At 40.3% G+C, this 22,172-nt stretch carries 13 protein-coding genes; 11 read left to right on the forward strand and 2 right to left on the reverse strand.

All coding sequences use genetic code 11. From position 1 onward, the window contains the following. Positions 1 to 39: 39 nt before the first annotated feature. A complete protein-coding gene (locus tag QA584_RS06035) occupies positions 40 to 2,364 on the forward strand; it encodes an alpha-galactosidase (protein WP_278273609.1) in 2,325 nt (774 codons plus the stop codon). 444 nt (positions 2,365 to 2,808) lie between these two features. Here the strand turns inward: QA584_RS06035 and QA584_RS06040 are convergent, their stop codons facing one another. Further along, complete coding sequence (locus tag QA584_RS06040) at positions 2,809 to 3,708, reverse strand: AraC family transcriptional regulator (protein WP_278273610.1); 900 nt, start codon at positions 3,706 to 3,708, stop codon at positions 2,809 to 2,811. A 312-nt stretch (positions 3,709 to 4,020) separates the two neighbouring features. Between QA584_RS06040 and QA584_RS06045 the strand changes: the two genes are divergently transcribed. The 8 genes from QA584_RS06045 (at position 4,021) to QA584_RS06080 (ending at position 17,296) form a co-directional block, all read left to right on the forward strand. Next, positions 4,021 to 5,760: an RICIN domain-containing protein gene (locus tag QA584_RS06045; RefSeq protein WP_278273611.1), complete on the forward strand. Its 1,740-nt coding sequence runs from the start codon at positions 4,021 to 4,023 to the stop codon at positions 5,758 to 5,760. Between the two features lie 508 nt (positions 5,761 to 6,268). Beyond that, the gene (locus QA584_RS06050; protein ID WP_278273612.1) at positions 6,269 to 7,594 is read left to right on the forward strand and encodes an ABC transporter substrate-binding protein; all 1,326 of its coding nucleotides are present in this window, start codon (positions 6,269 to 6,271) and stop codon (positions 7,592 to 7,594) included. A 120-nt stretch (positions 7,595 to 7,714) separates the two neighbouring features. Beyond that, entirely contained in the window at positions 7,715 to 8,572 is an 858-nt protein-coding gene (locus QA584_RS06055; RefSeq protein WP_278273613.1) for a carbohydrate ABC transporter permease, read from the forward strand. A 2-nt stretch (positions 8,573 to 8,574) separates the two neighbouring features. Beyond that, complete coding sequence (locus QA584_RS06060; RefSeq protein ID WP_278273614.1) at positions 8,575 to 9,414, forward strand: carbohydrate ABC transporter permease; 840 nt, start codon at positions 8,575 to 8,577, stop codon at positions 9,412 to 9,414. Positions 9,415 to 9,499: 85 nt separating this feature from the next. Further along, complete coding sequence (locus QA584_RS06065; protein WP_278273615.1) at positions 9,500 to 11,590, forward strand: alpha-galactosidase; 2,091 nt, start codon at positions 9,500 to 9,502, stop codon at positions 11,588 to 11,590. A 15-nt stretch (positions 11,591 to 11,605) separates the two neighbouring features. After that, positions 11,606 to 13,405 (forward strand): sensor histidine kinase, encoded by a 1,800-nt coding sequence (locus QA584_RS06070; protein WP_278273616.1) that lies wholly within the window; start codon positions 11,606 to 11,608, stop codon positions 13,403 to 13,405. After that, positions 13,398 to 15,008 carry a response regulator gene (locus QA584_RS06075; RefSeq protein WP_278273617.1) on the forward strand — a complete coding sequence of 537 codons (1,611 nt, stop codon included), beginning with the start codon at positions 13,398 to 13,400 and terminating at the stop codon, positions 15,006 to 15,008. Before QA584_RS06070 ends, QA584_RS06075 begins: the two co-directional genes overlap by 8 nt. A 470-nt stretch (positions 15,009 to 15,478) precedes the next feature. Beyond that, positions 15,479 to 17,296 carry a family 43 glycosylhydrolase gene (locus tag QA584_RS06080; RefSeq protein ID WP_278273618.1) on the forward strand — a complete coding sequence of 606 codons (1,818 nt, stop codon included), beginning with the start codon at positions 15,479 to 15,481 and terminating at the stop codon, positions 17,294 to 17,296. 205 nt (positions 17,297 to 17,501) lie between these two features. On the opposite strand, the gene QA584_RS06085 is transcribed toward QA584_RS06080, so the two are convergent. Beyond that, the gene (locus QA584_RS06085) at positions 17,502 to 18,323 is read right to left on the reverse strand and encodes a helix-turn-helix domain-containing protein (RefSeq protein ID WP_278273619.1); all 822 of its coding nucleotides are present in this window, start codon (positions 18,321 to 18,323) and stop codon (positions 17,502 to 17,504) included. Between the two features lie 327 nt (positions 18,324 to 18,650). Between QA584_RS06085 and QA584_RS06090 the strand changes: the two genes are divergently transcribed. After that, a complete protein-coding gene (locus QA584_RS06090; protein ID WP_278273620.1) occupies positions 18,651 to 20,078 on the forward strand; it encodes an alpha-L-fucosidase in 1,428 nt (475 codons plus the stop codon). Between the two features lie 195 nt (positions 20,079 to 20,273). Then, positions 20,274 to 21,968 carry a GH39 family glycosyl hydrolase gene (locus tag QA584_RS06095; protein ID WP_278273621.1) on the forward strand — a complete coding sequence of 565 codons (1,695 nt, stop codon included), beginning with the start codon at positions 20,274 to 20,276 and terminating at the stop codon, positions 21,966 to 21,968. Positions 21,969 to 22,172: the final 204 nt, after the last annotated feature.

The following is a 22,172-nucleotide window of genomic DNA, read 5'->3' on the forward strand; positions in this document are numbered from 1 at the left end:
AGCATTCTATAAATACAATCAAATCAGGAGGTAACATAAGTGGCTGTTACATTTAACGAAGAGGATAAACTATTCATACTGCATACAAACCACACCACCTATCAGATAAAAATCGGTCCCTTTCAAACCTTGTTACATCTTTATTATGGGAAAAAAGTGGACTGTAATCTGGATTATTTAATGCAGACCATGGACAGAAGCCATTGCGGCAATCCCAATGAGGCCGGCACGGATCGGACGTTTTCCATGGATACACAATTACAGGAGTATTCGACCTTTGGGATGGGAGATTATCGTATTTCCTGCCTGGAGGTATTAAATAAAGACGGAAGCTGTGCTGCTGACCTAAGATACAAATCCCACAACATAAAAATAAGTAAATATCAGTTGGAACACCTTCCCTCCGTTTATGCCGGGGACAGTGTTACCACTCAGACGCTGATAATAACCTGTATTGATTCGGTAACAAACCTGGAGGTGGATCTGTATTACGGTGTGGTGGAAGAATATGATGTAATTACCCGAGCGGTTAAAATAAGAAATATGGGTATGAAACCAATTGAACTTATTAAGGCGTTTTCCACCTGCCTGGAGTTTCCCAGTACTCATTTCGATCTGATACATTTTTATGGCAAACACGCAATGGAAAGAGAATTTGAGAGAACACCCGTAGGTCATGCCAAGCTCTCGGTGGAAAGTATGCGCGGCTTAAGCAGCCACCAGCATAACCCTTTTGTCATTCTGGCCGATCAGGCAGCAACAGAAACCAGCGGTGAATGCTATGGCGTATCCTTTCTTTACAGCGGTAATTTTCAGGCTCAGGTGGAGGTTGACCAGATTGGGCAGACCCGATTTGCAATGGGAATCCACCCGGCATTTTTCCGATACGAAGTAAAGCCGGGAGAGGAATTTGTAACACCGGAGGCGGCTATGAGCTATTCCTCTGAAGGTTTGCAAAAGTTATCCCATAACTTTCACAAATTAATCCGGAACAATGTTTGCAGTGGGAAATTTAAAGATATCAGAAGACCGGTACTGATTAATAACTGGGAAGCTACCTATTTTGACTTTAACACGGAGAAACTGGTGCAGATTGCAAAAGCAGCAGGACAGCTTGGAATTGAGATGTTAGTAATGGATGACGGCTGGTTTGGAACACGTAAGGATGATTATTCCGGTCTTGGTGACTGGGTGGTAAATACTAAAAAGCTTGGGACTACCTTAAAGGAGCTGACAGACCAGGTAAATGCAGCCGGTTTAAAGTTTGGAATCTGGTTCGAGCCGGAGATGGTGAATGAAGACAGTGACCTGTACAGAAAACACCCCGACTGGTGCCTGCAAATACCAGGAAGACCCGTGACCAGATGCAGATACCAGCTTGTACTGGATTTGACCAGAGGGGATGTAAGAAACTATATTTATGATTCTATTTCTGCCATACTTACCAGTGCCAGGGTGGAATATATAAAGTGGGACTTTAACCGAAGTATTGCGGAGGTCTGGTCTGCCCTTAAGGAGAAAACACATCAGGGGCAGGTATTCCACGACTATATTCTTGGTCTCTATGAAATTCTGGATCGTCTGACCACGGATTTTCCCGAGGTTTTATTTGAAGGCTGTTCCAGCGGAGGCGGACGGTTTGATACGGGTATGCTGTCCTTTATGCCCCAGATCTGGTGCTCGGATAATACAGATGCCATAGACCGGCTTAAAATCCAATATGGAACCTCCTTTGGATACCCAATCAGTGCAGTTGGAAGCCATGTATCAGCAGTGCCAAACCACCAAACCGGAAGAACAACACCGCTATCAACCAGAGGAGTAGTAGCAATGGCTGGTACGTTTGGTTATGAACTTGATATTAACCGGTTGACAGAGGCAGAAAAAGAAGAAATAAAAGAACAGGTTAAAATCTATAAACGAAACTATGATTTAATAAATACCGGTGATTATTACCGGTTAACAAATCCCTACGAAACCATCGGTTATACCGCCTGGCAATTCGTTTCGTCGGATAAAACAAGGAGCCTGCTCAGTGTAGTTTACCATCAAAGCCACGGAAACCCTGACTTCCATACCCTTTTATTACGGGGGCTTAAGGAAGGTTCAATATATCGGGTAACGGGAACCGTACAGAATAACAATGGAACCGTACAGAATGATAATGAAACCGTACAGAATAATAAGGGAGCCGTTCAGAATGATAATGAAACCGCGCAGAATAATAAGGAACCCATACAGAATGATAAGACAGCCATACAAGAATATAACGGTGCAGCATTAATGAACGCAGGTTTTGTACTGCCCACTCCCTGGGGAGATTACCAGTCCTTTCAGTACGAACTTACGATGTGCCTGGAATAGTATATAAGGAGCAATTACAACTAACCTCCATGAAACAATAGGTAAGCAAAAACTAAAACAATATGCAGCTGCTACTACCCAGCTGCAAGTATTTATACCCCCAACTTCGCAGCCAATAAACAAAAAAATACTTAATAAAATCAGCAAAACACCCCTAAGCTGAAAGCATGATTATGATATCCTTCCTAAGCGCCTCCTTCTTCGTCTGCAAATTTACTTATGTCTTTTTCATACGGTTCAGAGTGAACATGCACACTGTCTGACGAGCAAAGCGAGGAGTTTGTGCATGTTCACTCTTGCCTTACCGCATGAAAAAGACATTAGTAAATTCAGACGAAGAAGACGAAGCTTAGGAAGGATATCATAATCGATGCTTTCCTCAAAGACTCAAAGCTGATTTTATTAAGTATTCCACAACCAAAATAAAAGCGAAGTATAATTCGCCTAAAACTTATTTTCAGTATCTTTATCAGAAGTATCTAAACATTCCGCAGTAGACCTGAATTTTGTAGGGTTAATGCCAAAAACTTTTTTAAAAGCCTTTGAAAAATTTAAAGCATCATCGTAACCGACCTTGTTTGCAATCTCGCTGACTGGTAAATCGGAATTTTTTAAAAGTAAACTTGCCTGATTCATACGGTAATTAAGAATATATTCCTGAGGTGGCATATGCAGTACGCTTTTAAAACAATTAGTCAGGTAAGAGCGGTTGATTCCGATGTAATCTGCAATACTATGTACTTTAATATTCTTAGAATAATTATGTTCTATATATTCCAGGGTATGTTCCACATATACCTGATAGGAATAATCATGGATTTCTTCTGTGCTTTCGTGGTTTTGCTGGTCTTGGATTAACGATGAGACAAACTGATATAAATAACCCTCTCTTGCAAAATCATTAGCATAGGTCAATTGGCTGGAAGCCAGCATTCCATTTACATAATTCACGAAAGGTTCCACATTATGGATTGGTGCAACAAGCCTGTCTTTTGAAAAATGGGCATGGGTTAAAGAGGCCTCGGCTTTGATGCCATTGAACCCCACCCAGATATAAGTCCAGGGATCCTCCTTACTTGCCTCGTAATAGGTGGTAGCCCCAGGCAGGATAAGGAATGCGGTATTTGGTCCGATTTCATAGGTTTTGCTCCCCACAGTATAATAGCCTTTCCCGCTTAAAACGATATGAAGCAGATACTCCGTCCTTATCTCGGGACCATAAGCATGTCCAGAGCAGCATATCTGGGATCCGCAATAACATAAATACAGATCCATGGATGCTTTTTTAAGATATTCCAAGCATTTATAACGAGCCGAATCAGTATATTTTACATTGGTTGACATGGTTCTTCACAGCCTTTCTTATTATTTTAAGCGATTGGGGGATTATGTTAATGTTAGCAAATATGGAACAAATTGTCTACACATTTATACATGTAGATGTCACAGAAAGCCATTCCAATATATGGAAGATGATGCTATGATTAGCTGGAAGGGAGGTGGCAGTTGGTAAGGAACATGCGATATGCAATGGGTAAAGATAAGGTTTCAAAAAAGCAATTCAGAATCAAAAAAGCAATTCAGAATCAAAAAAGTACAGCATAATTTCGGGCTTGATGAACAATTAAAGTAAAAAATCATTGAGGAGGTAATTAAATGAGGAAAGCAAAAAAAATTATAGTGTTGTTATTATGCATCACGCTGACACTGACTTTTATCCCGGAGGTATCGGTTTTTGCAGCTAACTCTATGACCGTAGACTGTGCAAGTGTGCTCAGGGGTGTAACACATTGTGCAAGTGGTTCCCTATATGGAATCACGGAAAACATACCAGCGGATGTGAATGGACTTGTAGCTCCCCTTAAGCCGTTTGTAATGAGAAATCCTGCCAGAGGGGGTTCTGGCAATCAGCATGGTTTTGGTGCTGCGATTCCTGTTTCAGCAAGACTAGCCTCAGTTCCCAGTGCTAAAGTCTCTATCGATTTGGCGGACATGCTTCCCGGATGGCCCTATAAATGGCCCGGCATGACAAGCTGGTTAAGTCAGGTAACATCCTTTATCGCAGACAAAAAAGCCTCTGGCCGCAGCAATTATTATGGCTATGAAATCTGGAATGAACCGGATGGCACCTGGAACACGGCAAATGGTACGTTTAATGATATGTGGAAGCAGACCTATAATGTTATCCGGGCCAATGACCCCGGTGAAAAAATTATAGGACCCTGCAACAGCTATTATAATCAAAGCAATATCAGCAGCTTTTTGAGTTTTTGCAAAACGAATAATTGTCTTCCTGACATAATGAGCTGGCATGAGCTCAGCGGAATTGACCGGGTGGCAAATGATATAAAAAATTATCGGGCATTGGAAACTTCACTTGGAATTAGTCCATTGCCTCTAAGTATTAATGAATACTGCGATTCAGACCACAGCCTGGAAGGCCAGCCCGGATCAGCAGCTCAATTTATAGGAAAATTTGAGCGTTACAAGGTAGAAAGTGCGTGTATATCCTGGTGGTTTGTACCTTCTCCGGGCAGACTGGGAAGCTTGCTTGCTACGGATACCCAAAAAGGTGCAGGCTGGTATTTGTTTAAATGGTATGGTGATATGTCCGGCAACATGGTAAGTGTTACACCGCCTAATGATGCCAGTAACCAGGTGGATGGTGCTGCCTGTGTGGACACCGGTGCTAAATATGTCAGCTTCTTATTCGGCGGACATAATGACGGTACAATAAATACAACCTTTAAAAACCTTCCCTCCTTTATCGGCTCCACAGCAGCAGTAAAGGTAGAGAAAATTGACTGGGTAAGCAAGGATACCGTATCCTATGGACCAACGACTGTTTCCACTTCTAATTATCCTGTAGTAAATGGTCAAATTACCGTATCCTTATCAGGCTGTAATAATAATTCCGGATACCGTATCTACATTACTCCCGGTTCTGGCAGCGGTCCAGACACTGGTATTGTATCCGGAGGAACTTATAAGCTGATTAACCGAAGCAGCGGCAAAGCCCTGGATGTTACCGGTGGTTCCACCGCCAACGGCGGGGATGTAATCCAGTGGACTTCAAACAATGGAAATAACCAGAAATGGGTTATAACAAACATGAACAATGGTTATAAACTGATTAATGTAAACAGTGGGAAAGCACTGGACGTATACAATAGTTCAACCGCTGATGGCGGTGATGTCATACAGTGGACGGATAACGGTCAGAACAACCAAAGGTGGAATATAACAGATTTAGGTAACGGTTATTACAATCTGGTCAATGTAAACAGTGGTAAACTTCTGGATGTGGATAACAGTTCAACAGCAGACGGTGCCAATGTATTACAGTGGAGTAATAACGGCGGTTACAACCAGCAGTGGCAGCTGGTAATACAGTAATATTTATAAGGGTTATGTTTTTCTTAACGGGAAGACATAACCCTTATATCGTACTCTTCCAGTTTTTTTCTTTTCCACCTGTTTTAAGAAGTTCACAAGGTATTAGCCTTATCTTTGAATCAAATTAAAGAAAATAACGTAACGGCGGATAAGCCCTGCCAATATAAGCGTGACAATGATTTCTACAGAAAGATTAAATGTGAGTGAACCATTTCCGTTAAACTTAATAATTCCAAGTCCTGCGGTAATCGCAAGAAAGAGAATGCAGCTGCCCCTTTGTGTTTCATCAGGATAGAGAAGTTAAGGAAAGAGAAATGGTGCTTTTTAAGTATAAATTTATAATCCTCTTGCAGGTATTTATTGCTGTACTAGAAAAACTGTTGAATTAACTATGAGAAATGATATAAAATATAACAGTTTTGTACAATTATTAAAATTGTTAAACCAGTACTGGCATTATATAATTTTTATGTTAAGAAAATTAATTCGAAACAGGAGGAGAAAGGTAATGAGTAAAAAACTAATTAGTGTATTTCTTTGCATGGCAATGGTTGCAGCTTTATTAACGGGCTGCGGTGCAAAGGATAGTACGAAAACGGAGGATACAGCTGCAAACAGCGGCAATTCCACAAAAGATACAGCGGCTTCCGGTCAGGAAGTAACCCTAACCTGGGCAGTATTTGAAACAGATAATTATACAGCAGAGGTTTGGCAGCATATCATTGATGCCTTTGAAGCAGATAATCCTAATATTAAAATTAAAAAGATTTTAATGACTGGGGACTCAAGACCGCAATTTTTAAAAACCATGCTTTCAGCAGGCAATATGCCGGATATTAATATTGACCCGGTGGACTTAGCTACGACTGACGGTACTTATGCAGAAGTTCCGGAAGAATTACTGGCAAAATATGAGGATACTTCGGTGGTTTCCTTTCATGGCAAGAAAACCTTAGTACCGGCTTATAAAGCCTTAAGAAATCAGGTATATTACCACAAAGACCAGTTTGCGGCGGCAGGAATTACATCAACCCCCACCACCTGGGAGGAATTTGTTGCTGACTGTGATAAGCTGGTAAAAGCAGGATATGTACCTCTTATGGGTGCCGGTGCTTCCGATATCTGGGCAACCAGTTTTGGAATCTGGACTGGGGTTATGAATTCCGACATAATGACAAAATATCCGGATTTTAATAAAGACATAAAAAGCGGAAAGCTCTCCTGGACCGATCCGGTGGTTGAAAACGGATTACAAAAATGGCAGGATTTAATTAAAGCCGGCTACTATCATAAAGGAAGTATGTCCTTTAGCTATACCCAGGCCCAGGCTGAATTCCAGAACGGTGGTTCCGCAATGTTTATGGATGGTTCCTGGGCAGCACCTACCCTTGATAATAGTGATAAATATAATTCTGAGGATTTCGGCGTGTTTGTATCACCCACACCTGGCAACAGCAAAACCTACTGTACTATGCCACAGTATTGGGGAGTATCCGAAACCTGCAAGAACAAAGAAGCAGCATTTAAATTCTGTGAATATGTGTTAGGCGGTAATAAAGATATTTATAAATACTATTTACAGGCAGATGGTACTTTCTCCGTAACCAAAGATCCGGTAACTTATGAAATGGGACCCCTTCAAACTGCATTTGTTGATAATTATAAGGATTATAAATTAGTTGGAGAGATTATGAAGGTGGCTGGTGATACCTCCATGCCTTCCGGATTTGAGGATTTTACCTGCAAATCCTTACAGAATATATTTACAGGTGCTAAGGTTTCTGAGGAACTTAAGACCTGGGATACAGAATTCAAACGTTTAACCGCAGAATAAATTGATCTGGTAATTGACAACAAAGTAAAAGGAGGCTGTCCCAAAATGGTTCGCAACTTTTCGTGGAAAACAAAGTTCCCATTTTGAGACCGCCTCTTTCTTCAAAAAAGGATGACTTGTATGCAAAAAAAATCAAAACTATTTTTTATTCCGGCTTTTTTAATTTATACCGTCCTAATGATTATTCCCATATTAGGAGCATTCTTTTTCAGCATAACCGACTGGAATGGAATCGGAAGTCACTATAATATTGTAGGTTTAAAAAATTATATCAATATGATTGGTGATAAAAGACTGCATAATGCAATTGGCATAACCTTAAAAATAACCATAATTGTAAGTGTGACTGTAAATGTAATGGGTTTCTTCCTGGCAACCCTGCTAAATAAAGCGAGTAAATTAATTAATTTATTCCGCAGTATATTTTTTGCGCCCTATGTACTAAGTACGGTGGCAATCTCATTTATCTGGCTTTCAATCCTTTCCTACACCGGTGTATTAAATGGTATTCTCCAGGCAGTCGGTTTAGGTGGTATCATAGATGATTATATTGGAAATGCAAAGAATGCGGTAATCAGTATTTGTGTCGTTGAAATATGGAGAACCCTGGGCTTTTATATGGTGTTATACTTAGCTTCCATCCAGACTGTTCCGGCGGAATTGTACGAAGCCTGTATGATTGATGGGGGTAATGGCTGGCAGAAAATCAAATATGTGACCCTGCCTATGATTATACCTGGAATTACCATCAGTGTAATTATGAGTATTATGACGGAAATGCGCCAATATGATGTGGTAAAGGTATTAACTAACGGAGGTCCGGGATATTCCACCGAAACGATTTCTTACAACATTGTAACTCAGGCCTTTGGTAATAATATGCTTGGATATTCCTCTGCAATTGCAGTATTTTTATTTGCAGTAATTGCCCTGATCTCCATAACCCAGATTAAAATATTAAATAAACTGGAGGTGTAGTTATGAATAAAAGTAAGAATAAAACCTCTCTTATATTAAATCTGTGCAGTAAGGTGATATTATTTATTTTTTTAATCATGACTGCCCTGCCCCTATATATAACCGTAGTTAATATATTGAAAGATACCGACCGGATTTCCGCTTCACCCATTTCACTTCCTATTCCTCCAATACTGGATAATATAAAAAGTGTACTGGGAAATCCCAATGTAAATCTGCTGGAGATGTATTTTAATTCTTTTTGCATCACCATATTTGGTGCAGGAATCTGTATTTTAGTATCCGCTATGGCAGGTTATTATCTGGCAAGAATGAAAACCAAATTATCAAATTCCCTTTATTTATATTTTTTAATCGGCTTAATGGTACCTTATGTAATTGTTTATGTACCACTGGTATCCATGTTTAAAGGAATTGGACTAATCGGCAACCTTCCCGGTTTGATCCTGATATTTGTATCCGGCAGTATATCCTTTTCGGTATTTATGTTTACAGGATTCATTAAAGCAATTCCTATGGAACTTGAGGAGGCGGCTATAATTGATGGTTCCGGCCAGGGAAAAATTTTTGTAAGTATCATTATGCCATTGGTAAAACCCTGTACCACAACTGTAGCCATATTTATCGGCTTGTCTATGTGGAATGACTTTTTAACCCCTATGTTAATTGGACAGATAAAAACGATAACCGTAGGTATCTACACGGCAATCGGACCTTATGCCTCGGATTGGGGCACTGTATTTGCTTATGTTATGTTTGCAACGCTGCCAATCATCATTGCCTATCTATTAGCCCAGAAGCAGTTCATTGAAGGTCTGACGGCAGGCGCCTTAAAGGGATAAGAAATATCCCCCTGTACTTAAGAAATAAGAGAAAGCAGTAACAGTTTATGCTGTTTCAGAATCTGAAAAAGTTGGTGAACCTAAGTTGAAGAATATACTATCGGAATTTATTATAAAGGATATGCTGTTACAATATATACAATCGGATAATCAGACCGTAGGAATGGTATTACTGCCCCTTCATAGGAAGGAACAACAGAAAACAACAAAAGAGTATGAGGTGGATTCCTTAATACAGTTAAAACTGGAAGGGGATGACTTTCCCTTTGGTTTCGCTAATGGTCATACACTATTAAACAGTCAGACCACCTATGGGATGAAATACCAGGAACAAAGGGTAATTAAGACAGAGACCGGGCTAAACATCATTACGGTAATCGCCAATGATAAAAAGCTGCGGGCAGAACATATTCTTATATATGATAAAGACTACCCGGTTATTGAAGTAAAAGTGAAGCTTTGCAATGAAGGCTCTGAAACGGTATCCGTAGAAATGCTTTCCAGTTTTTCCCTTTGCGGGATAACACCCTTTTTGGAAGGAGAAGCACCGGAAACTATGCTGATTCACCGGATGCGAAGCAAATGGAGTGCCGAGGGAAGAATGGAAACCAGAACAGCGGAGGAATTACTGCTGGAACCCTCCTGGTCCAGATACGCCGCCTACAGCGAAAAATTCGGACAGGTAGGCTCCATGCCGGTTCGGAAATACTTTCCCTTTGCAGCGGTAGAAGATAAGGAGAATAAAGTAGTATGGGCGGCTTCCCTAGGCTGCGCCTCCTCCTGGCAGATGGAGATTTATAGAAGGGATAACGGGCTTAGCCTGACCGGAGGTTTAGCAGATTACGATTTCGGTCATTGGCGAAAATTCTTAAAACCGGAGGAACTATTTGAAACACCTTCGGCATATTTGACTGTTTTTAACGGCAGTGTGGATGAAACCTGCCAGAGGCTGGTATCAAGGCAGAAAAAGCCCCTGGGTCTTAACCGTAAATGGGATAGGCTGCCGGTTATTTTTAATGAGTTTTGTACCACCTGGGGTAAACCCTCCCATGAAAATATAAGCAAAATACTTCATTGCATAAAGTCTTGTGATATTGATTATTTTGTCATCGATGCAGGCTGGTATGCAGATGTGGAAAAAGGCTGGGAAAAAAATGTTGGAGACTGGATAATCAGCAGGGAATTGTTTCCGGAAGGAATAGAGCCTTTGGTTTCGGAAATAAAAAAAGCCGGGATAAAGCCTGGCATCTGGTTTGAGCTGGAGGTCTGTGCAAGAGATTCAAAGGCCTTTTTCATGGAGGATCATTTACTAAAGCGTCACGGTAAAACAATTACCGTAGGTGACAGACGTTTTTGGGATATGAGAGATCCCTGGACCACCGGGTATCTTACAAAGAAGGTAATAGTGTTCTTAAACCACTATGGTTTTGAGTATCTGAAAGTAGATTATAACGATAGTATCGGTGTGGGCTGTGATGGTGCAGAAAGTCTTGGGGAAGGCTTAAGGCAGAATATAGTGGCTGCCCAGAAGTTTTACCAGGAAATAAAAGATAAGGTGCCGGGAATTGCAATAGAGGTTTGCTCCTCCGGAGGACACAGATTGGAGCCTTCCATGATGGCCCTGGCTGATCTGGCTTCTTTCTCCGATGCCCATGAAGAGAAAGAGATACCAATTATTGCTGCCAATTTACACCGGGCAATCCTGCCGGAGCAAAGTCAGATCTGGGCAGTAGCAAGGTCAAAGGATTCTAAACAACGGCTTATATATTCCATGGCAAATACATTTTTAGGAGTTATGTGTCTGTCAGGAGATATTTATGATTTGGACGGAGAACAATGGGATATTATTAACGAAGGTATTTCCTTTTACCGGGGTATATCAGGTATTATACAAGATGGTTTCACAGAAATTTACGGTCCCGGGATAACTAGTTACCGTTTTCCAAAAGGATGGCAGGCAGTAGTGCGTTATTCCGGTGATAAAAAAGAAGCTTTTGTTATCGTACACAGTTTTAGGCTGGAAAAAACTACGGAAATTGTGTTAAACTTAAAAGGCAGCTGTCAAATACACCGGGTATATGAGGCTTTTAGCCATGGCATAAAAGTAGAAAAGAATCAATTAACCATAACCATGTCCAATGAATATGATGCGGCTGCGATACATTTAATTTTTTAAGGGAGACATAGTAGGATGGTCAGGCTTTGGCGAAAAATTATAATCAGTATAAGAAAAATGAGTATCTTTTTTAAAGTAACTGCATTGTTTGAAGTAGTTATGGTATTTACCATAGTATTGGTAGCTTCCTATATCAATATTAATTATATCTCTACTTTAAAGGAGAAAGAAATTACTCTTGGTACGTCAAAGCTTGAGAAGTTCTCCAGTTATATCAATGAGAAATATAACAGGGTTTATAACTTGTCCAACTATATTCACAGCGGTCAGATATCCCATATAATGGCCAAGGTCAGTGAGGATAATGCTCTAGCCTATCATATCGATTATATTAAGAGTACCAGAGTATTTTCCCAGGGTATTTTTTCTGCGGACAGTGACATCAGTGATGTGATACTAATCAGTAAGAATAAGGTGGTGTATTCAAGTACGGTACAGGGTACTTCAGAAGTAAAGCCAAGTTATGATTTTATGGAAAACACTAATATTAAGGAACTGCTGAAGTCGGATAGTGATATGCTAATTACAATCGATACTTCCTTAGAATATACATTAAAAAGCAGAGAGCCGGTAGTATCCTTTATCGGTAAAATATTTGATGCGGATCAATTTCCTAAAAGGAAACTGGTCGGTGTCTATATCATTAATATCCCTTACAGCAAGATTGAAACTGCCATAGGAGAAAAAGAAGCGATCCGGGGAAATATCCTGTTGGTGAATAAAGCGGATAAGGTTTTATTTTCCTCTGACCAGGAACAGCTTGGGAAAGTAATAGAGTACAAGAAGGAGGGGGGAAGTAATTCCGGGAAGAATGATTTTTTTGAAATATGGGAGGTAGGTCTTTCGGGGTTAAAGGTTGCCTATATCTTTGAAGAGAAAGCACTTTATGCCGAAATCTATAAGAATATGCATAAGACCTATCTTATCCTTGGGGTAGCCATTGCCATAACCTTAATCTGGAGCTGGTGCGTCTGTCAGGTGTTTAACAAAAGGGTCAGGATACTTACGGAGTCCATGAGTTATGTACAAAAAGGAGACTTCAGCCATCGTATACCAATAAAATCCCAGGATGAAATCGGACTTCTTAGTGAAGCCTTTAATGATATGTGTGAAAAGCTGAATGATTATATAGCCAAAGTTTATCACTCGGAAATAAAGCTTAAGAATGCAGAAGTGAATGCCCTCCAGACCCAGATTAACCCCCACTTTTTATACAATACCTTAGAAAGCATCAAAGCGGAAGCACTGGTAAATAATGATGTGACAACAGCACAGATGATATCCCAGCTGGGAAACTTGTTCCGCTGGAGCAGTAAAATCGATGATAAAATTGTGTCCTTGGAGGATGAACTGGATTATATCAATACCTATTTGGAATTACAGCAATTCCGGTTTCATAATAACTTGAAAGTGGATATTTTGGTAGCCGATGATTTACTGGATTATGGAGTACCAAAGCTCATTCTGCAGCCCATTATTGAAAATACCATCAAGCACGGTTTAAGACTGGGAGAACAACCAGGGTTTATCAAAATATCGGCGGAGGAAAACACAGACCACAGGCTGGAAATCTTGATAAACGACAATGGAAAGGGCATGACAGAGGAGCGCTTGACTAAGATCCATAAGAAATTAAAGAAAGTAATTTCCCAGGAGGATTTCGGAAGTATAGGTATGCAAAATGTACATCAACGGCTGAGACTTATGTTTGGAGCCGAGTTTGGATTAACCATTTCAAGTAGAGAAGGACAAGGCACCACGGTAAAGCTGATACTGCCAGCCATGTTTAAAAAGGAGATGGAAAAAAATGTATAGACTGCTGATTGTTGATGATGAAGCAGGGATTCGGGAAGGACTAAAAAAAATAATCCCATGGGAGGAATATGGAATCGAAATATGCGGGGAGGCGGAAAATGGAGCCGATGCTCTAACAATGGCAGATATGCTGAATCCGAATATAATATTTACCGATATAAAAATGCCGGTCATGGATGGAATCAGTTTTATCAAGGCATTAAAAGAGAACAATAAAGATTGCAAAGTTGTAGTACTAAGCGGTTTCAGTGAATATGAACTGGTACGTCAGGCAATGCGTTACGGAGCTGTGGATTATATCTTAAAACCCTCAGGTAAAGATGAAATAGAACATATCGTAGTTGAAATCATAGATAACATTGAAGATGAAGTTATTTCAAGGTTAAAGAACAGTGAGCATCTTCAGTTGTTAAAGAACAATATATTAAACCGGGTCATTCGAAATGACATATCATCAAGAGAATTAAGGGAAAAAATGAAATTTGTAGGCTTGGATTTAACAAACGGACCTTTGTCTATTGCCATCATTAAGCTGGTCAAGGCTCCCCCAGGAAAAGCTTCCCCAACTCACAGCGAGGAAACCGGAGAGGAAAATTCCCTGGCCTGGAAAACCTTTGCAATCTATAATGTTTGTAATGAAATGCTGGAGGCTAAGAAAAAAGGTATTGTATTTACCGATGCCGCAGGATATGTGGTCGTAATATTTACAGAAACTTCTGAGGAAGCGGTGGATAAAAAGATAAAAGAAATTCTGGATGATTTTATTGCTTACATTAATAAAACTTTGAAGATAGATGTTTCCATAGGGGTAGGCAGCACAGTCCGGGCAAGCAGGAATTTGTATAAATCCTATGAGGATGCATACAAAACCTTGGAGTATCAATTTGTATTCGGTATTAACACAGTTTTGTTCTATCAGGAAATCAGGAATTACTTTGGGGAAACCAATAAATCAATTGAGCTGGAGCATGACGTAATAACAGAGCTGTTAGATGAAAATAATTATGAGGAATTGGAAAGATATATTAATACGTTGTTTCTTCCTTTTTATAATAAAGATAAATTCGCTGATGGTTATGTATTACGGAATTGTGCATTGGAGATTATCATATTGGTCATACAAAGCTTTTCGGAAATTCCCATGACAGACAGAGGCAGAATTCTCAAAATAAAAGAAGAAGCCCTGCATAAAGTGGCAACGGAGAGCAGCTTAGTGAATTTGCAGGATACCATACTGGATACTATTAAAACTGCAATCGAAGAAAGAACCATAACAAAACATAATAAATACAGCAGACTGATATTAGAAGTGTTTCAAAACATAGAACAGCATTATACAAATCCAGGTCTGTCACTGCAGAGCCTGGCAGATAAAATGCATGTGAACACCGCATATCTGGGAAGAATCTTTAAAAAAGAAACCAATCACAGCTTTACCTCTTATTTGAACTTATTCCGGGTGGAAAAGGCGAAAAGGTTATATCTTACAACTAATTACAAAGGAACGGAAATCTGTGATAAAGTAGGTTTTGCTAATTATAATTATTTTTATATTGTCTTTCGGAAAATCGAAGGGATGAATCCAACGGATTTTAGGAAGTAGAATAACAGATGGGGACTATAGTTTCGCAAGTACGTTCGGCAGTATCCTGGTATGCTTGTAATATTTTTGTAGGGAAAGAATCTGCAGGGCACTAAAACTTGGTGAATTGCTTAAAACAGGGGGAAAAGAGTAAAACTCGCATGTGAACCGCTCCCTGTCAAGTAGACAGGGAGCGGTTCACAATGCTCAGACAGTTACTCTTTTCCCCCTTGGCGCAATTCACCAAGTTTAAGTGCCCTGCAGATTTTTTCCAATACAAAAATATTACAAGCATACCAGGATACTGCCTAAGTCTTTGGTGTTATTTTTGCTCATGGATTTGGTGTGGGTAATCAGACGATCTTTGAGAGTTTGTCAAGATTGTATTAGTTTATGAGAATATATATAAAGATTTTTTTCTGGTTTTTGGTTATATTGATAATTAGTAGCTTTACAATATAATTGATTAATAATCCAGGAGAGGGAATGCAATGTACAGAGACGAATTTCAAAGTAAAATACTGATTTATACGAGAAAACCACAGGATGAATATACGGAATCTTTAAGTAACAGTATCCATTTTGCCTATAGCAGTAAAAATGGTGAATTTTTGCCGTTAAACCGCAATTATGGTATTTTATTTGCACAGGCTACGGTGGATAAGGATAATGTTATCCAGGAAAAGGGACTTAAAAATCCGTATTTATTCCGTACAGCGGAGGGGGATTTTGGTATTGCTGCCGTCAGGATAAACAAAGAGGGCGGAGTGGATGAAGAAAGCAAAGGGTGTATCCTGCTTTGGACCTCAGAGGATTTAATTACGTTTCAGTACCAGGGGTTGATTGAACTGAAGGAGGATACTTTTGTCAGGGAAGCAGTCTGTGAGTATAATGAGAAAGAAAAACGATATGATATACACTGGTTGTCTGAGGAGGGTGATGCTTACGTAAATAGTCTTAATAGCCTGACAGAATCCGGTAGAGTAACACCTTCTGTTCCGGAAAAGGAGTATGGCTTTCACAGGCCCCAGGTACCCATGTCAGATATGGTTCCAGGCAATATTTTAACCATTGACGAGGAGGCAGGGAACAAGTTCAAAGAATACTGGACACCGTTATACCACAAGGAAATCCGTGTTCCAGACCGTGTGACGGCAGCTTCAAAAGAACAGCTTGAGGAGGTGAAGGCAACCGCAGTTTATTCGGATGGCTCGACCCATGATAAAAAAGTGCAATGGGATTTTGACCAGGTTGATTTTTCGGTACCAGGTACGTATACGGTAGGGGGGAAAGTTATTCAGCAGGTTTACCCGTTTCCATTGGCAAAGGGATATGCAGATCCGGTTATTCTTCCTTGGAATAATAAGTATTATTATATTGCTACCAATGATAACAAAGATAATATCGGCATCTATCTCAGAGAAGCAGACAAGGTCAGCGATTTGTTTGCACCAGGGTTTACTGAAGCAGTTATTTTGGATTTAGATGAAGAGAAAGGCTTTATCCAGACTTTTTGGGCTCCTGAGTTTCATGTGATTGGTGAGGAATTATATATTCTTTTTGCAGTCGGCGGCAGTGTGTGGGGACCCCAGTGCCATATGATGAAGTTAAAGAAAGGCGGAAACCTCTTAAAGGCTGCTGATTGGAATGAGCCTGTACGTGTAAAAAGAGCCGACGGGACTTATCTGACTACCGATGGTATTACGCTGGATATGACCTATTTTAAAGCTGATGGTGTTTCCTGTGTAGTTTGGTCTTACCGCAAAGGAATTGGAACTCCCTTAGATACCGGCTCTATGCTTTATATTGCTACAGTAGAGGAAGCAGATCCTACCACACTGACTAGTGAACCGGTATTACTTACCAGACCTTTACTTGGCTGGGAAAATGTTCAGGGAACCATTAATAATGAAGGACCTTATCCCCTTATCACGGAAGATGCGGTTTATATTACGTATTCCGGCGGGGCAGCTTGTGGATATACTTATGCCTTGGGACTTCTTAGCATCCCCCGGGGCGGTGATTATTTGGACATTAATGCCTGGAAGAAAGCCAGTACCCCGGTATTGTCTTATTATACCGCAGGAGGAGTATATGGTCCCGGACACAATTCCTTTTTCAGGGACTATGACGGAACAATTATGATTATGTATCACGGAGAAGAGGAAATTGTCAAATTCGGAACCAGATGCAGTGCCATGCACCGGGTACACATGAACCATGCAGGAGTTCCGCAGTTTGATGTGGTAGCCGAAAGGGATTTAAATCCAGAGTTAACAGAAGTAAGCTTAAAGGTAATTGTAAAGTAACTCGTATAATACGGCAGTAATATATAAACCTGCAAAGGAAAGCAGTGGATACTTTACAAGAATATCTTTTGTGTTTATAAGCATAGCAAACCAGGCTGGGCAAATGCCCAGCCTGAACTTTTTTACTTTATTGATAGTAAATTGAATATCTCCCGGATAAGTTATTCATTGCATTTGCTATAGCTCCTGGGGATACTGGGACGAGTCAGTTTCTGGGACCCTCAATACTCTTTCGGAAGGAGGAGGGGGTAATACCATATCTTTGTTTAAATAGACGGATAAAATACCGGTAATCTTCAAATCCAAACTGCAGGGCAGCTTCGCTGATTCCAGCGGCAGGCTGTGTGCCCAGATATCTTGCAACGCCTTCCAACCGCAGAGCATTAATATAATCAATGGGAGTACTGCCAAACTCCTTTTTAAATCTGGATATAAAATAATTCTTCTGCAAATGGGTCAGGTCAGCCAGTTCACAAAGCAGGATTTTTTCAGTAATATGTTCCTTGATATAAGTATTAACAATGGAATAAAAACTGCTTTTGGATTCGCCTAAAAGCAGAGTGAAATCTACCATACGAAAGAACTCATAACATAATTTAGTCAGCAGATATAGTATCTTCATGGAAGCCAGACGAGAATTGCTCTGATAAGTCTTAATCAGTTCTTCGAATAAAGGTATCATACAATCTGGATCAGGACAGCAGAACAAGGTATCAGGATGATACCGGAAATGCCAGACCTCGGAAGGACTTATGGAAAAATGGCACCAGTATTTATATACCGGTTGGTCTGGATTATGGCAATAACTGTGAGTCACACCTGCCGGAATCAGATAGAGTTCACCTTTTTTAGGATGAAAGATGGTTTGATTAATGGTAAGGGTAGCTTCTCCAGCCTGAAAGTAATAGAACTTGTGATAATCATATCGACACTCGGTTTCTCCCCAGTTAGGTGCCACCACATTCAGGCTGGCAACTAAAAGACTTGGGTTAAATTGCTGAAAATAGGTAGAATAATCTGAATTCATATATCCTCCTTCTGCCGAGTTAGTGGAAATAAGATGCAAAACAAAAAATCCTCCTTTTTACCGTTTGAAAAGGCTTTTCTTCTTAGCTGCAAACAAATACAAGTTTGAAAGTTTTTTTCAAACTACTTCTGTGGCATCTCAAGCAATAAGGAAGAAGGCAGTCTTCCAGTATCAAAAATCTTCAAAGTACAATTTTTTTACAATTACTCTATAAGAATAGTGTAATATAACAACATAATATTGTCCACATATTTATGAACTTTCTCCATTCATATTGAAATCCAGGCTGATATAATAAAGACATAAACTACCTATAGGAGGGTTATTATGCCTGAAAAATTTGAAGCATCTTTTGAATCACTGAAAAATTATGAATGCCCGGACTGGTTCCGGAATGTGAAATTTGGTATCTGGAGTCATTGGGGTCCCCAGAGTGTACCTATGTGCGGTGACTGGTATGCAAGAAATATGTACATACAAGGAAGTGAACAGTATAACTATCATGTAAGACACTACGGACATCCCTCAGAATTCGGCTATCTGGATATCTGTAAGCTCTTTCAAGCCGAGAAGTTTGACCCGGAGGGTCTTATGGACTTGTATTACAAAGCAGGAGCCAGGTATTTTGTAGCTCAGGCGATGCATCACGATAATTATTTTAATTATGCCTCTAAAGTGAACCGGTATAATTCTGTTAATATAGGACCAGGTAAAGATATCTGCGGCATGTGGAAAGCGGCAGCTGATAAGTATCATATGCCCTTTGGACTGACGGAGCATCTGGGAGCATCTTTTTCCTGGTGGCATACCAACAAAGGAGCAGATACCTACGGTCCGAAAAAAGGTATACCTTATGACGGCAATAAGAAAGAACATGAGGATTTTTATCATGCAAATCAGGAACATATTCTGTCTGAGGGTAAGATGGCACAATGGCTTACTGGCAATAAAAAGTTTCAGAAGTACTGGCTGGATACCATGAAAGAGCTGACAGATTTGTACCATCCGGATCTTCTTTACTCTGACAGCGGGCTGCCCTTTGAAGAGGAAGGTTATCAGCCGGGACTTGAGGCAGTGGTTTATCTGTATAATGATTCCATGAACCTTCATGGTAAAAACCAGGCGGTATACAACCAGAAAAACAGAGCAGAAGAAATCTACCGGGTAGGCGTTTTAGATATTGAGAAAAGCCAGTTAGATAAAATCCAGGAGAAACCGTGGCAGACGGATACCTGTATCGGCAATTGGTTCTATGACGCAAAGCAAACCTATAAAAGACCGGAGCAGATTATTGAAATGCTGGTTGACATCATATCAAAGAACGGCACAATGCTGTTAAATGTACTGCAGCGACCAGATGGAACTATTGATGAGGAAGCCAGATTTATTCTTAAGGAGTTAGGAAAATGGTTTGAAATCTGTGGAGAAGCAGTTTATGATACCAGACCGTTCCGGGTATTTGGAGAAGGGGATACCAGAGTTTTGATTGAGGGCTTTAAGGAAGAGAAAACCCAGTGGAATTCTTCTGACTACCGGTTTACCGCTAAGAAAGGAATTTTATATGCATTTATTTTAGAGGCATCAGAAAACCGTGTAGCAGTTATTAAAACACTAAAGCCCGAGGAAAAAGTCACTTCTGTGGACTTGTTAGGTCATGGTCCGGTGGAATTTGCACAAAATTATGGCATATTAACCGTTAAACTGCCGGAACAACTACCGACCATATATACGAATTGCTTAAAAATAAATATATAATTTTCTTTGTCCAGTTAGTTTATTCGACCTTTTTTAGTTTTTTTAACCCTTTCAGATTTTATTATCCTCTATAATAGTATTACAGACATCCTGATAAGTATCGATTTGAGTCTGTTTTTATAACGCCGGCATATGAAAACAGTTCAAATAAATAACGAATGGAAACGATATAATAATATTATGAGGAGGTTATATATGAAACGAGCGGCAGTTTTTTTATTAGGTATCATTATGTTAGTCAGTATGTTCCCCTATACGAATGCAGCAGCAGCCTCGACACTTAGCGTAGACCTTGGGACAACCTTAAGACCGGTTACCCATTGTGCCAGTGGTTCCTTATATGGCATTACGGAAACCATACCGGCTAACATATCAGCATTGGTGGCACCTTTAAAGCCAGGTGTATTTACAAATCCGGCAAGAGCCGGTTCTGGGTATCAGCAGCCTATCGGAGCAGCCATTCCGGTTGCCGGCAGGCTAAGTGGTACTACCGGAAAGGTAATGATACGGCTGGCAGATATCTTTCCGGGCTGGCCTTATAATTTTTCTGGAATGACAAACTGGTTAAATTCCGTTCGGTCAGTCATTGCGGATAAAAAGGCTTCCGGATACAGTAATTTTTATGGTTATGAAATCTGGAATGAACCGGATGGTACCTGGAAATCTTCAAATGGAAGTTTTGAAAACATGTGGTCACAGACCTTTTCGGCAATAAGAGCGGCTGATCCTGGGGCAAAAATAATAGGACCATCCTATTCCTATTATAATCATTCCAGAATGTCAAGCTTTTTAACCTATTGTAAGGCTAATAACTGCCTGCCGGATATTATCTGCTGGCATGAACTGTCTTCAAACACAAGTACCGCCTCTAATCTAAGAGATTACAGGGCGCTTGAAACCTCCCTTGGTATTGCTGCTATACCCATTAGTATTAATGAATACTGCGATACGGACCATGCAAAGGAAGGGGCTCCCGGACCGTCAGCCCGGTTTATTGCTAAATTTGAAAGATACAAAGTAGACTCCGCCTGTATTACCTGGTGGTGGACAGGGGCACCGGGCAGACTGGGAAGTCTTTTAGCCAGCAATACTCAAAAAGGAGCAGGCTGGTGGTTTTACAAATGGTATGGTGATATGAGCGGAAACATGGTCAGTGTAACTCCGCCTAATGACAACAGTGATCAGGTAGACGGGTTTGCCTGCGTGGATGATAGCGCTAAGTATGTTTCCTTATTGTTTGGCGGAATTAATGACGGGTCAGTTAATGTAGTATTTCGAAATATTCCCTCCTTTATTGGTGCTAACGCCACCGTAAAAGTCGAGAAAGTAAGCTGGACGAGTAAGGATACCGTATCCGCCGGTCCGCTTACGGTGACGGCAGGCAATTATCCGGTTACTAATGGTCAGATAACAGTTCCGGTAACCGGCTGCAATGGAACCGATGGTTACCGCATCTATATTACCCCTGGAATCAGTAATACCCAGGTACGCTATGAGGCAGAAAAGGCGGCTATAACAGAAGCTAATATTAGCTCCGGCTCTAATGCTTCAGAGGGCAGGTATGTAGCCCAGATCGATTATAATGATACCACTATGCCAAGATATAGTTTTGTAGATTTTACTGTGAATGTACCAACTACTAAGACCTATACCATGACAATAAGATATGCCAACGGGACAGGCTCTACTGCAACCCAGGGATTAGCTTATAATAATGGTTCCTGGTCCACAGTTAATTATCCGGCAACGGCGGGATGGGGACAGTTTGGAAGTGTGAATGTAAGTGTAAATCTAAAAGCAGGCATTAATATTATCCGTTTGGCAAAGGGAAGTCCAGGTTTCTCCGGAGGAACGGGATATGCAGAACTTGATTATATTGAAATTAATTAGCTACTGGCAGTCTTAGCATAATAGGCTGTACTTAAACCTCAGGGCCTTTCGGAATTCATCTGAAAGGTCCTGTTTTTGTACCTCGTCAACGGATGTAAAAAATTTAAAATAATAGACAAAAATAACCAATTATTTTATGATAGTAGTAAAGGATATATGGTGTTCAGAGATATGCTAAGAGATAAAGATAAGATAGATAAGATA

Origin of the sequence: Anaerocolumna sp. AGMB13025, assembly GCF_029689925.1 — a bacterium.
Lineage (GTDB): Bacteria > Bacillota > Clostridia > Lachnospirales > Lachnospiraceae > Anaerocolumna.